This is a genomic window from uncultured Tepidimonas sp. (assembly GCF_938045175.1).
Lineage (GTDB): Bacteria > Pseudomonadota > Gammaproteobacteria > Burkholderiales > Burkholderiaceae_C > Tepidimonas.
Map to the genome: position 1 here is coordinate 1 of NZ_CALIND010000052.1, position 11,809 is coordinate 11,809.

Annotated in this window: 10 protein-coding genes and 2 pseudogenes; 7 read left to right on the top strand and 5 right to left on the bottom strand. The window is 65.3% G+C overall.

Annotation, left to right across the window (positions count from 1 at the left end; genetic code table 11):
* The 4 genes and pseudogenes from ureC to Q0716_RS02705 form a co-directional block, all read right to left on the bottom strand.
* Window positions 1-276: pseudogene (gene ureC / locus Q0716_RS02690) on the bottom strand (urease subunit alpha); the annotation flags it as partial.
* Window positions 276-581 (bottom strand): urease subunit beta, encoded by a 306-nt coding sequence (locus Q0716_RS02695; protein WP_068608770.1) that lies wholly within the window; start codon window positions 579-581, stop codon window positions 276-278. The pseudogene ureC and the gene Q0716_RS02695, both read right to left, overlap by 1 nt.
* Before the next feature lie 10 nt (window positions 582-591).
* Window positions 592-771, bottom strand: coding sequence for a hypothetical protein (locus tag Q0716_RS02700; protein WP_068608771.1), 180 nt, complete (start codon window positions 769-771; stop codon window positions 592-594).
* Window positions 772-791: 20 nt separating this feature from the next.
* A complete protein-coding gene (locus Q0716_RS02705) occupies window positions 792-1,094 on the bottom strand; it encodes an urease subunit gamma (RefSeq protein ID WP_068608773.1) in 303 nt (100 codons plus the stop codon).
* A 111-nt stretch (window positions 1,095-1,205) separates the two neighbouring features.
* On the opposite strand from Q0716_RS02705, the gene Q0716_RS02710 reads away from it, so the two are divergent.
* The 7 genes from Q0716_RS02710 (at window position 1,206) to urtE (ending at window position 11,540) form a co-directional block, all read left to right on the top strand.
* Window positions 1,206-4,727: an ATP-binding protein gene (locus Q0716_RS02710; RefSeq protein ID WP_299019381.1), complete on the top strand. Its 3,522-nt coding sequence runs from the start codon at window positions 1,206-1,208 to the stop codon at window positions 4,725-4,727.
* A gap of 13 nt (window positions 4,728-4,740) precedes the next feature.
* Entirely contained in the window at window positions 4,741-5,718 is a 978-nt protein-coding gene (locus tag Q0716_RS02715; RefSeq protein ID WP_299019382.1) for a response regulator transcription factor, read from the top strand.
* Window positions 5,719-5,874: 156 nt separating this feature from the next.
* Window positions 5,875-7,152, top strand: coding sequence for an urea ABC transporter substrate-binding protein (gene urtA, locus Q0716_RS02720; protein WP_299019385.1), 1,278 nt, complete (start codon window positions 5,875-5,877; stop codon window positions 7,150-7,152).
* 74 nt (window positions 7,153-7,226) lie between these two features.
* Window positions 7,227-8,786, top strand: coding sequence for an urea ABC transporter permease subunit UrtB (gene urtB / locus Q0716_RS02725; protein ID WP_299019386.1), 1,560 nt, complete (start codon window positions 7,227-7,229; stop codon window positions 8,784-8,786).
* A gap of 29 nt (window positions 8,787-8,815) precedes the next feature.
* Window positions 8,816-9,961 carry an urea ABC transporter permease subunit UrtC gene (gene urtC, locus Q0716_RS02730; protein ID WP_068608778.1) on the top strand — a complete coding sequence of 382 codons (1,146 nt, stop codon included), beginning with the start codon at window positions 8,816-8,818 and terminating at the stop codon, window positions 9,959-9,961.
* Window positions 9,958-10,833 carry an urea ABC transporter ATP-binding protein UrtD gene (gene urtD, locus Q0716_RS02735; RefSeq protein ID WP_299019383.1) on the top strand — a complete coding sequence of 292 codons (876 nt, stop codon included), beginning with the start codon at window positions 9,958-9,960 and terminating at the stop codon, window positions 10,831-10,833. Before urtC ends, urtD begins: the two co-directional genes overlap by 4 nt.
* Window positions 10,834-10,835: 2 nt before the next feature.
* Entirely contained in the window at window positions 10,836-11,540 is a 705-nt protein-coding gene (gene urtE, locus Q0716_RS02740) for an urea ABC transporter ATP-binding subunit UrtE (protein WP_299019384.1), read from the top strand.
* Between the two features lie 8 nt (window positions 11,541-11,548).
* Here the strand turns inward: urtE and Q0716_RS02745 are convergent.
* Window positions 11,549-11,809, bottom strand: a pseudogene (locus Q0716_RS02745) (urease accessory protein UreD); the annotation flags it as partial.

The following is an 11,809-nucleotide window of genomic DNA, read 5'->3' on the forward strand; positions in this document are numbered from 1 at the left end:
GCCGATGTCGGCCTTGACGATGCCCCAGTGGTCCACGATGAGGGCGTTGGTGATGACCAGATCGACCGCGCCCTGGGCGCGGCTGCGCTGGCTCTGGCCCATGCCGTCGCGGATGGTCTTGCCGCCACCAAACTTGACCTCCTCCCCATAGCCGCCGGCTTGCAGGGTGTGGTCGCGCTCGACTTCGATGACCAGGGCGGTGTCACCCAGGCGCACCCGGTCGCCCACGGTGGGGCCGAACATCTCGGCATAGGCGCGGCGGGAAATGCTGGCCATCACAACGCTCCTTGCACCAGGCCGCGAAAGCCGTACACGGCGCGGGCGCCAGCGTAGTCCACCAGTTCGACGGTGCGCTGCTGGCCGGGCTCGAAGCGCACGGCGGTCCCGCTGGCGATGTTCAGACGCATGCCGCGCGCGGCGGCGCGGTCGAACGACAGCGCGGCATTGGTTTCGGCAAAGTGGTAGTGCGAGCCGACCTGGATGGGGCGGTCGGCTGTGTTGACCACCACCACGGTGACGGTGCGCCGCCCGGGGTTGAGCGGGTGCTCGCCCGCGTCGATGAAAAGCTCGCCGGGGATCATGGGCGCTCCCTCATTTGCGGGTGAACCAGATGACCGCACCGATGGCCGCGGCCAGACCCACGAAGCCCAGCACGTCGGTGGCGTGCCAGTGGGCGCCGGGCAGGCCGTGGCCCTCGTGTGCATGGGCCGCGTGGGTCAGCCAGGTCAGGGCCGGGGCGAGCAGGCGGGGGAGCTTGGCGGTGAAGGGCATATCGGGGCTCCTGGAGCGGTTCAGACGATGGGCTGGTGCACGGTGACGAGCTTGGTGCCGTCGGGGAAGGTGGCCTCGACCTGGATGTCGGCGAGCATCTCCGGCACGCCCTCCATGACGTCGGTGCGGCTGAGCACGGTGCGGCCTTCGCTCATGAGCTCGGCCACCGTCTTGCCGTCGCGGGCCCCTTCCATCACATAGGCGCTGATCAGGGCCACCGCCTCGGGGTAGTTGAGCTTGAGCCCGCGCGCGCGCCGACGCTCGGCCAGCAGCGCGGCGGTGAAGATGAGCAGCTTGTCTTTGTCGCGGGGGGAGAGTTCCATGGGCTGGCTCTTGCAATATGCGTGCCTAGGTTCGGGCAGTATGCCTGTTGACCGTGACAGGTCGCCATACGCTGGATGGCGCATGGCACGAAAGTTGCACCCGGAGCAGGCGTGAAGCCCGAAGCCGTCGAACATGCCGTTCCTGTCCAGCGCATCGTCAAGGTGCGGAGGGATTACAACAGCTGGGTGGCCAGCGAGACGCTGGAAGACTACGCCCTGCGCTTCACCCCGCAGCGGTTTCGCAAATGGTCGGAGTGGCGGGTGGCCAACACGGCGTTTGGCGTGGCCTCGTTTCTCATCCTGGAGGCGGTGGGGGCCACGTTGCTGGTGCAGTATGGGTTTCTGAACGCCTTTTGGGCCATCGTGGTCACCGGGTTGATCATTTTCTTGGCGGGATTGCCCATCAGTGTCTACGCCGCCCGCTATGGCGTGGACATGGACCTGCTGACGCGCGGTGCCGGGTTCGGTTACATCGGGTCCACCATCACCTCGCTCATCTATGCGTCGTTTACCTTCATCTTTTTCGCGCTCGAAGCCGCGGTGATGGCCTATGCGCTGGAGTTGGCGCTGGGTATACCGCCCGCTTGGGGCTACCTGATCTGCGCCCTGGTGGTGATTCCGCTGGTCACGCACGGGGTGTCGGTCATCAGCCGCTTTCAGGTCTGGACGCAGCCCCTGTGGCTGGTGATGATGGTCGTGCCGTTCGTCGCCGTGGCGTGGCTGGACCCGGAGGCGTTTTCCGCGGTGGCGCACTATGCTGGGGCGGATGGCGAAGGCGGTGCATTTCAGTGGCACTTGTTTGGGGCGGCGCTGACGGTGGGGGTGGCACTGATCACCCAGATGGGGGAGCAGGCCGACTATTTGCGCTTCATGCCTCCGCCCACCCAGCGCACCCGGGGGCGCTGGTGGCTGGGCGTGGTGGCCGGCGGCCCCGGCTGGGTGGTGATTGGCGTGCTGAAAATGCTGGGCGGTGTGTTGCTGGCCCATCTGGTGCTCAGCTACGGTGGGGGCGCCGAACGTGCGGTGGACCCGAACCAGATGTACCTGGCCGCTTACGAATACCTGTTGCCCCACGGCTGGGCCGTGGCGGCCACGGCGCTGTTCGTGGTGGTGTCGCAGCTCAAGATCAACGTCACCAATGCTTACGCAGGCTCCTTGGCGTGGAGCAATTTTTTCTCCCGGCTGACCCACCATCACCCAGGCCGGGTGGTGTGGGTGGTGTTCAACACGGCCATCGCCTTCATGCTCATGGAGATGAACGTGTTCGAGGCCCTGGGCGATGTGCTGGGCCTGTATGCCAACATCGCCATCGCGTGGATCATGGCGGTGGTGGCCGATCTCGTCATCAACAAGCCTTTGGGCTGGTCGCCGCGTGGCATCGAGTTCAAGCGGGCGTATCTGTACGACGTCAACCCCGTGGGGGTGGGGGCCATGACGCTGGCGTCGGCGCTGGGCATGGCCGCGCATTTGGGCCTGATGGGGCCGATGGCACAGGCGTTCTCGGCGGTGGTGGCCATGGTGACGGCATTTTTGACCGCGCCCTTGATTGCCTGGGCCACCCGCGGCCGCTACTACCTGGCCCGCCAGCCCGAGCCCGCCAATCGCGATCACTCCGACGTCGGGCTCGATGGCCGCTACGTGGCCCTGGCACCGCTCAAGCATTGTGTGGTCTGCGAGTCGGCTTACGAAGCGCCGGACATGGCGCACTGTCCAGCTTATCAGGGCGACATTTGCTCGCTGTGCTGCACGCTCGACGCCCGCTGTGCCGACGCGTGCAAACCCCATGCACGCCTCTCGCGTCAGTGGGAGCAGGTGCTGCACCGTTTGTTACCGCCACGCTGGTGGCCTCGGGTCGATGCCGGTTTGGGGCATTTTCTGCTGCTGATGCTGGTGATCGCTCCGGTGTTGGCGGCGGTGCTGGCCGTGTTGTACCGCCACGAGTGGCACCGGCTGCTGTCGGTCGATGCCCTGCCGGCGGGGGAGGAAGCACTGGCAGCCTTGCAGGCCGGATTCATCAAGGTGTATGCGGCTTTGCTGATGGTGGCGGCCGTGGTCGCCTGGTGGCTGGTGCTGGCGCACAAGAGCCGCGAGGTGGCGCAGGAGGAATCCAACCGGCAGACCCGGCTGCTGATGGAGGAAATCGAATCCCACCGCCGCACCGATGCCGCCCTGCAGCAGGCCAAGCAGGCCGCCGAGCGTGCCCGTGAACAGGCCGACCAGGCCAACCAGGCCAAGACGCGCTATGTCAGCACCATCAGCCACGAGCTTCGCACCCCGCTCAACAGCATTCTGGGCTATGCCCAGCTCCTGCAGCAGGATGCTGCGCTGCCGCCCCATCGCGCCCATGCGGTACAGGTCATCCTGCGCAGTGGCGAGCACCTGCTGTCGCTGATCGAAGGCACGCTCGATATTGCCCGTATCGAGGCGGGCCGCCTGACCCTCGACGTCAGGCCGCTGGACCTCAAGGCCCTGTTGCAGGATGTGGCCGGCATGTTCGAGCTGCAGGCCAAGGCCAAAGGACTGTCGTTTGCTTTCGAGCCGCCCACCCGCTGGCCGCAGGCCGTGCGCGCCGACGACCGGCGGCTGCGTCAGATCCTGATCAACCTGTTGGGCAATGCGGTCAAGTTCACGGTGCGTGGTGGCGTGACCTTGCGGGTGCGGTATGTGCGCGAGATGGCGGTGTTCGAGGTCTGCGACACCGGGCCTGGCATGACTGCGGCCGAGCGGGAGCGGGTGTTCGAGCCGTTTGCCCGGGGATTGGCCGCGGCGCAGCCGGGCGCCCATGGCGCCGGGCTGGGATTGACCATCGCCCGGATGCTGGCCGACCTCATGGGGGGCGAAATGACCGTTGACAGCACACCGGGGTGGGGCAGTGTATTCCGGCTGCGTCTGTTTCTGCCGGAATGGCACGGCGAGGCGCTCGCGATGGCCGATGCTCGCCCGCTGCAGGTGGACGGTTATGCGGGGCCGCGGCGTTGCCTGCTGGTCGTGGACAACGAGGAAGATGACCGGCAATTGCTGCAACGCTGGCTGGCCCCATTGGGCTTCGAGGTGCATTTGGCTGCCTGTGGCGAACAAGCCTTGGCCCTGCTGGAGGCCGGGCTGCGCCCCGACGCAGTGTTCATGGACCTGGCCATGCCCGGCATGGACGGTTGGCAGACGCTCGAGCGCATCCGGGCCCTGGCCCAAGGACAGGGCTGGCCGGCCCCGGCATGGGCCGTCGTGTCGGCCAATGCCTTTGACAAGGGGCTGGACAACCCGGTCGGCTTGCACGCGGACGACTTTTTCGTCAAGCCCGTTCGGCGTGACGACCTGCTGCGCTGGCTCGCCCGTCGGCTCGAATTGACGTGGCTGCCGTCTGCCGCGGCGCCCACCGCGGCCCAGAGCGTCAATATGCCTTCGTCCGACGAAGCGTGCTGGGCGGATTTGCGTGCGTTGTCGGCGACCGATTTGCGCGGCTTGATCGCATCTGCCCGGCTGGGCCACTACCGGGGCCTCGTGCGTTGCCTCGACGAGCTGTGTCCCGGACCCGCAGGTGATCGCTTGCGTGTGTGGGCACGTGAATTCCGGTTTGAACAGATTGAACAGGTCTTGCAGGAGGCGCTTGGTGCGTTGGAACCCTCACGAGATTGAAGACGTTCCCCCGGTGGTCCTGATCGTGGACGATGCGCCGGAAAACTTGGCCGTTTTGCACGACACGCTGGACGAAACCGGGCACACGGTTCTGGTCGCCCTGGACGGCGAAGCCGCCCTCGCCCGTGCGCGGCAGGCCCAACCCGATGTGGTGTTGCTCGATGCCCTGATGCCCGGCATGGATGGCTTCGAGGTGGCCAGACGCCTGAAAGCCGATCCGCAGACGGCGCACATTCCCATTATTTTCATGACCGGGTTGACCGAGACCGAGCACCTGCTTCAGGCGTTGGAAGCGGGTGGGGTGGACTACGTGACCAAGCCGGTCAAACCCCAAGAGGTGATCGCCCGCATGGGGGTGCATTTGCGCACGGCGCGGCAGGTGCGCCGTGGGGAGCTGGAGCAAGAGCAGGCACGCAACGCTCTGGATGCCTTTGGCTATGCCACCGTGACGGTGCGTGAACGCGACGGCCGCTTGATGTGGCAGACCCCGCTGGCCCGGGAGCTTCTGTGGCGCTATTGCGGCACCCAGGCGCCCGAGACGCCCGAGCCCGTGCTGCAATGGTTGCGTCGCCACGTGCCGGATGTCCGCCAGGGCGCTACTGCCCCCGTGGAACCGCCCCGCCTGACCTTGAGCCACGGCCCGCGGCGATTGACTTTTCGCTTGCACCGCGCCGTAGGCGATCCGGCCGACGCCGCCCCCAACGGAGAGGGCGGCGAGTGGTTGATCGTTATGCAGGAAACCTCGGACGCCAGCGCCCTGCAAGGGCTGATGCAGACCTTTGGCCTGACGGCGCGCGAGGCCGAAGTGCTGTACTGGGTGGCCAAAGGCAAGACCAATCGTGACATTGGCGACATCCTGGGTGCGAGTCCTGCGACGGTGAAAAAGCACTTGGAGCGCATCCATGCCAAGCTCGGCGTGGAAACCCGAACCGCTGCCGCAGCCATGGCCTTGCAACGTGTGCCCTCCCTGAGCGAGCGTGCGGCAGGCTGACATGCCGGAGGCTCGTACGCCAGCCGGCGTACAGACAGTCATCAGGGCAAACCCTAGCATCAAACCGTCCGTGATGCGCTGGTCCAACCGGTGGTGTCGCGGTCGGATTGCTCGTTTGACCTTGACCGTCTTGACCTCGACTGGAGCCCTGCCATGATGAAACGTCGTTCCACCCTCAAAGCCCTTTCGGCCGCAGCGGCCGTCGGCACCCTGGGCAGTCTGGCCGCTTGGCCCGCCCGCGCCAACACGCCCATCAAAGTGGGGGTGTTGCACAGCCTGTCGGGCACCATGGCGATTTCCGAAACCGTGCTGAAGGACACGGTGCTGATGGCGGTCGAAGAAATCAACGCCAAGGGCGGCGTGCTGGGGCGCAAGCTCGAAGCCGTGGTGGTGGACCCCGCCTCCAACTGGCCGCTGTTTGCCGAGCGCGCCCGCCAGTTGCTGACCAAAGACAAAGTGGCCGCGGTTTTCGGCTGCTGGACGTCGGTCAGCCGCAAATCGGTGCTGCCGGTGTTCGAAGAGCTCAACGGTCTGCTGTTCTATCCGGTGCAGTACGAGGGCGAAGAAATGAGCCCCAACGTGTTCTACACCGGTGCGGCTCCCAACCAGCAGGCGATTCCGGCGGTGGAATACCTGATGAGCGCCGACGGGGGTTCGGCCAAGCGTTTCGTGCTGCTCGGTACCGACTACGTGTACCCGCGCACCACCAACAAGATCTTGCGCGCGTTCCTGAAGTCCAAGGGCATCCCCGATAGCGACATCATGGAGGAGTACACGCCCTTCGGCCACAGCGACTACCAGTCCATCATCGCCCGCATCAAACAATTCTCGGCCCAAGGCAAGAAAACGGCCGTCGTCTCCACCATCAACGGCGACTCCAATGTGCCCTTCTACCGAGAGCTGGGCAACCAAGGCCTCAAGGCCACTGACGTGCCTGTGGTGGCCTTCAGCGTGGGCGAGGAAGAACTGCGCGGCGTAGATACCCGCCCGCTGGTCGGTCATCTGGCGGCCTGGAACTACTTCATGAGCCTGAAAAACCCGGTCAACGACGAGTTCACCAAGAAGTGGGCCGCTTACGCCAAGGCCAAAAACATCCCTGGCCACAAGGATCGGCCGCTGACCAATGACCCCATGGAGGCCACCTACATCGGCATTCATATGTGGAAGCAGGCCGTGGAAAAGGCGAAGTCCACCGATGTGGACAAGGTGCGTGTGGCGATGCGCGGTCAGACCTTCAAGGCACCGAACGGATTCGAGGCCAAGATGGACGAGAAGAATCACCACCTGCACAAGCCGGTGTTCATCGGCGAGGTGCGCGCCGACGGCCAGTTCAACGTCGTCTGGAAGACCAAAGGCCCGGTGCGTGCGCAGCCCTGGAGTCCCTTCATCGAAGGCAACGACAAGAAGCCCGACACCCCGCAAAAGTCCGCCTGAGCAGGAGTGTCACGATGCGTTTGCGACGCGTGTGGGCGGCGGGCCGCCGGTTGTGGGTGTTGTGGCTGGGCCTGATGTGGGTATGGGCGGGCGCCGCGCGAGCGCTCACGCCGCAGGAGGCACTGACCCTGGCCGAGGGCGAGACCGCCGATCGCATCGCAGTCATGGGCCGGCTGGCCACGTCCGGCGACCCGCGGGCCGAGGCTCTGATTCGGGCCATGGCCCGCGAGGCGGTGATGGTGCGCGGCGAGCAGGTGCTCATCGTGGAGGGGGAGACCGCCATCGACGCGGTGACGGGCGCCCCCGCCTCGGCCGATGGAGCGACCAGCGCGATGGTCAACAACCGCCTGCGGGGGGCGTTGGAGCGCGCGCTGGCGGGCTTGGATCTGCTGGGTGATGACGCAAGGCGGCAGCGCGAGGCAGCGCTGCGCTTGCGGGACAGCCTGATCGCCCAGCCGGACGCGTCGGTCATGCCCTGGATCGAGAACGCGTTGGCTTCCCAAAATGTTTCGCGTCTGGATGGTCGGGCCCGGCGTGCCGTGGAGGAGGCCCGCGCCGCTTTGTGGTTGGAGGGCGGCGATGCCGCGCAACGCGTGACGGCTGTTCAGACCCTGGCGCATGTGGGGCAGGACAGCGTGCGGGCCAGGCTGGCGCAGCGCCAGGAACAGGAGTCCGACCCCGCCGTCAAGGCCGCGCTGGCGCAAGCGCTGGCTCAGGTGGACCGGGCTTTGATTCGCGCCCAGGTCGTTGGGCAGTTGTTCACGGGGGTGAGCCTGGGCTCCATCCTGCTGCTGGCGGCCCTGGGTCTGGCCATCACCTATGGGTTGATGGGTGTGATCAACATGGCCCACGGCGAGCTGATCATGATTGGCGCCTACGCCACTTACGTGGTGCAGGGGCTCTTCAGGCAGTACTTGCCGGGCGCATTCGAGTGGTATTTGCTCGCGGCCCTGCCTGTGGCGTTTTTGGCTGCGGCGCTGGTGGGCGCGGTGATGGAGCGGGGCGTCATTCGATGGCTCTACGGCCGTCCGCTGGAGACGTTGCTGGCGACCTGGGGGCTCAGTCTCATTCTCATGCAAGGGGTGCGCAGTGTGTTTGGCGCTCAAAACGTGGCGGTGGAAAGCCCCGGCTGGATGAGCGGAGGTGTGGTGGTGATGGGGGATCTCACACTGCCCTGGAACCGGATTGTGATCATCGGCTTCGCGTTGGCGGTGTTGGTGGCCGTAGCGCTGCTCATCGGTCGAACGCGGCTGGGCCTGTTCGTGCGTGGCGTGACGCAAAACCGGCCGATCGCGGCTTGCATGGGGGTCAACACGGCGCGTGTCGACACCTACGCCTTTGCGCTGGGGTCTGGCATCGCGGGCCTGGCGGGCGTGGCGCTGAGTCAGGTCGGCAACGTGGGGCCGGATTTGGGACAAAGCTACATCATCGACAGCTTCATGGTGGTGGTGCTCGGCGGCGTCGGGCAACTCGCAGGCACCGTGTATGCCGCGCTGGGGCTGGGGTTGCTCAACAAGTTCATCGAAGGCTGGGCCGGTGCGGTATTGGCCAAGATCGCGGTGCTGGTGTTCATCATCGTCTTCATCCAGAAACGGCCGCAGGGCATCTTCGCCCTCAAAGGGCGGCAGGCTTGAGTTGTCCTTGGAATACACGGAATCCACCCATGACTGCAACGACGACCACAACACCGATCGTCCTCTGGCCCGCCAAGGGACCGCTGCTGACGCGCTCTGGTTGGGGGGCGGTCATTGCGGCGCTGCTAGGGGTTTGTGCGCTGGCCCCGGTGCTCAATCTGTGGGTGCCGGTTGACAGCCCCTGGCATTTGAGCGACTACATGATCGGTTTGTTGGGCAAGATCATGTGTTACGCCATTTGCGCCCTGGCCATGGATTTGATCTGGGGCTACACCGGCATTCTGAGCCTGGGGCACGGTCTGTTCTTTGCGCTCGGCGGCTATGTGATGGGCATGTACCTGATGCGACAGATCGGCACCGACGGTGTGTATGGCAGCGAGCTGCCCGACTTCATGGTGTTTTTGGACTGGAAGGCGCTGCCCTGGCACTGGGCGCTGAGCGACAGTTTCGCCGCCACGCTGTTGCTGATCGTGCTGGTGCCGGGGGGGCTGGCGTTTGCGTTTGGTTACTTTGCCTTCAGGTCACGCATCAAAGGGGTGTACTTTTCCATCATCACCCAGGCGCTGACCTTTGCGGCCATGCTGCTGTTCTTCCGTAACGAAACCGGCTTGGGCGGCAACAATGGCTTTACCGATTTCAAACGCATTCTGGGCGTGCCCCTGGCTACCCCCGAAACGCGCATGGTGTTGTTCGTCATCACCGGGCTGACCCTGCTGGTCTTTTATCTGTGGGCAAGCTGGCTGGTGCGCTCCAAATTCGGCCGGGTGCTGCAAGCGATTCGTGATGCCGAAAGCCGAGTCATGTTCTGCGGCTACGACCCCTTGCCCTACAAACTGACCATCTGGGTGATTTCGGCGGTGATGTGCGCTGTGGCTGGGGCGTTGTACGTCCCGCAGGTGGGCATCATCAACCCCAGCGAGATGAGTCCTGCCAACAGCATCGAGATCGCCATTTGGACCGCTGTGGGCGGGCGGGCCAGCCTGATCGGACCGATCATTGGCGCGTTCGTCGTCAACGGTGCCAAAAGCGTGCTGACGGTGCACTTCCCGGAGTACTGGCTGTATTTTCTGGGCGGCTTGTTCATTGCGGTGACGCTGTTCATGCCGCAGGGGTTGGTCGGGGTGGCACGGACGGTGCTGCAGCGCATGCGTGGCCAGGCGGGAGGCGTCGCATGACCCCGGACCTCATGGAAGCGGGCGCGCAGCGCCTGGCACGCGCGCACGGTATACCCGCCATCGGTCAGACCGAGGCGGGTGGCCGCAGTGCCCCATTCGCCCGTCCCGTAAAGACCGGCGAAGTGGACACGACCCACGGCCGTATTTTGTACCTGGAGGACGTGCACGTCAGTTTCGATGGTTTCAAGGCCATCAACGGACTCAACCTCGACATCGCCCCAGGCGAGCTGCGCTGCATCATCGGCCCCAACGGCGCGGGCAAGACCACGATGATGGACATCATCACTGGCAAGACGCGGCCCGACCGCGGCACGGTGTTCTTTGGCTCGACCATCGATTTGCTGCACTACAGCGAGCCCGAAATAGCCGCGCTGGGTATCGGTCGCAAGTTCCAAAAACCCACCGTGTTCGAGGAGCTGAGCGTCTTCGAGAACTTGGAGTTGGCGCTGGCTGCCGACAAACGCGTGTGGTCCAGCCTGCGCTTCTCTCTCACAGGCGAGCAAAAAGACCGTTTGGCGGAGGTGCTGCACACCATCCACCTGAGCGACGCATTGACGCGCCGTGCCGGCGATCTGAGCCACGGCCAGAAGCAATGGCTGGAAATCGGCATGCTGCTGATGCAGGAGCCCAAGCTTCTGTTGCTGGATGAGCCTGTTGCGGGGATGACCGACGAGGAAACCGAGCGCACCGCCGAACTGTTCCTGCGCCTCAAGGGCCGGCACAGCCTCATGGTGGTGGAGCACGACATGCACTTCATTCGCGCCATCAGTGAAAAGGTGACGGTGCTGTGTGACGGCTCCGTGCTGGCCGAAGGCACGCTCGACCAGGTGCAGGCCGATGAGCGGGTGATCGAGGTTTATCTGGGAAGATGAGGATGTTGCAAATCGACCGGATCCACCAGTACTACGGCGGCTCGCACATCCTGCGTGGGGTCAGTCTGCAGGCCCGAGCGGGCGAGATTACCGTGGTCCTGGGCCGCAACGGCGTGGGCAAAACCACGCTGCTCAAGGCCTTGATGGGCCTGGTGCCGGTGCGCAGCGGCCAGATCCTGCTGGACGGCGTGGCGATCACCCAGGCCAGCCCTTACGAGCGCGCCCGCGCCGGTATTGGCTATGTGCCGCAGGGGCGGGAAATCTTCGCCCGCCTGACCGTGCACGAGAACCTGCTCATGGGCCAGGCCACGAAGAAGGCCGGAACCCCGTTGGCCCCACAACTCTTCGAGTTGTTTCCGGTGCTCGAGCAAATGTTGAATCGCCGTGGGGGCGACCTCTCCGGCGGGCAGCAGCAGCAATTGGCCATCGCCCGCGCCTTGGCGTCAAGCCCCCGACTTCTGGTGCTCGACGAGCCGACCGAAGGCATTCAGCCCAACATCATCAAAGACATCGGCCGAGTGCTCAAAAAGCTGGCCCGCGAGGGGCTCGATGGCCAACCCATCGCCGTATTGTTGGTTGAGCAATATTACGACTTCGCCGAAGAACTGGCCGACCAGTATCTGGTGATGGAGCGCGGCGAGGTGGTGGCCAGCGGGCCAGGCGCCGAGATGCAAGCCCGCGGTATCCGCGAACTCGTGGCGATCTGAAGATCGCCTCAAACCCGCCAAATCCGCGCCGGCTGCCCCGGCAGGCCCCACGCCGCCTGCCGCAGCGCCGACCAGCCTTGCTGCACCAGGGCCATCACCGGCTCGACCAGCGGGCCCAGCACCCGCAGCACCAGCACATGGTCGTTGGGGCAGGTGGCGCCGGCCGGCAGTGGGTTGAGCCCGTCGGGCAGGACGGCGCGCACCGCATCCAGCAGGCGCTCCCGCCGCTCGCGGCTCCATGGCGTGCCGCTGGCCAGCACCAGCGTGCC

Bases quoted from the DNA above. Each gene is read 5' to 3' on its own strand.
- Q0716_RS02695 (WP_068608770.1), bottom strand. From the start codon at position 581: ATGATCCCCGGCGAGCTTTTCATCGACGCGGGCGAGCACCCGCTCAAC.
- Q0716_RS02700 (WP_068608771.1), bottom strand. From the start codon at position 771: ATGCCCTTCACCGCCAAGCTCCCCCGCCTGCTCGCCCCGGCCCTGACC.
- Q0716_RS02705 (WP_068608773.1), bottom strand. From the start codon at position 1,094: ATGGAACTCTCCCCCCGCGACAAAGACAAGCTGCTCATCTTCACCGCC.
- urtA (WP_299019385.1), top strand. From the start codon at position 5,875: ATGAAACGTCGTTCCACCCTCAAAGCCCTTTCGGCCGCAGCGGCCGTC.
- urtB (WP_299019386.1), top strand. From the start codon at position 7,227: ATGTGGGTATGGGCGGGCGCCGCGCGAGCGCTCACGCCGCAGGAGGCA.
- urtC (WP_068608778.1), top strand. From the start codon at position 8,816: ATGACTGCAACGACGACCACAACACCGATCGTCCTCTGGCCCGCCAAG.
- urtD (WP_299019383.1), top strand. From the start codon at position 9,958: ATGACCCCGGACCTCATGGAAGCGGGCGCGCAGCGCCTGGCACGCGCG.
- urtE (WP_299019384.1), top strand. From the start codon at position 10,836: ATGTTGCAAATCGACCGGATCCACCAGTACTACGGCGGCTCGCACATC.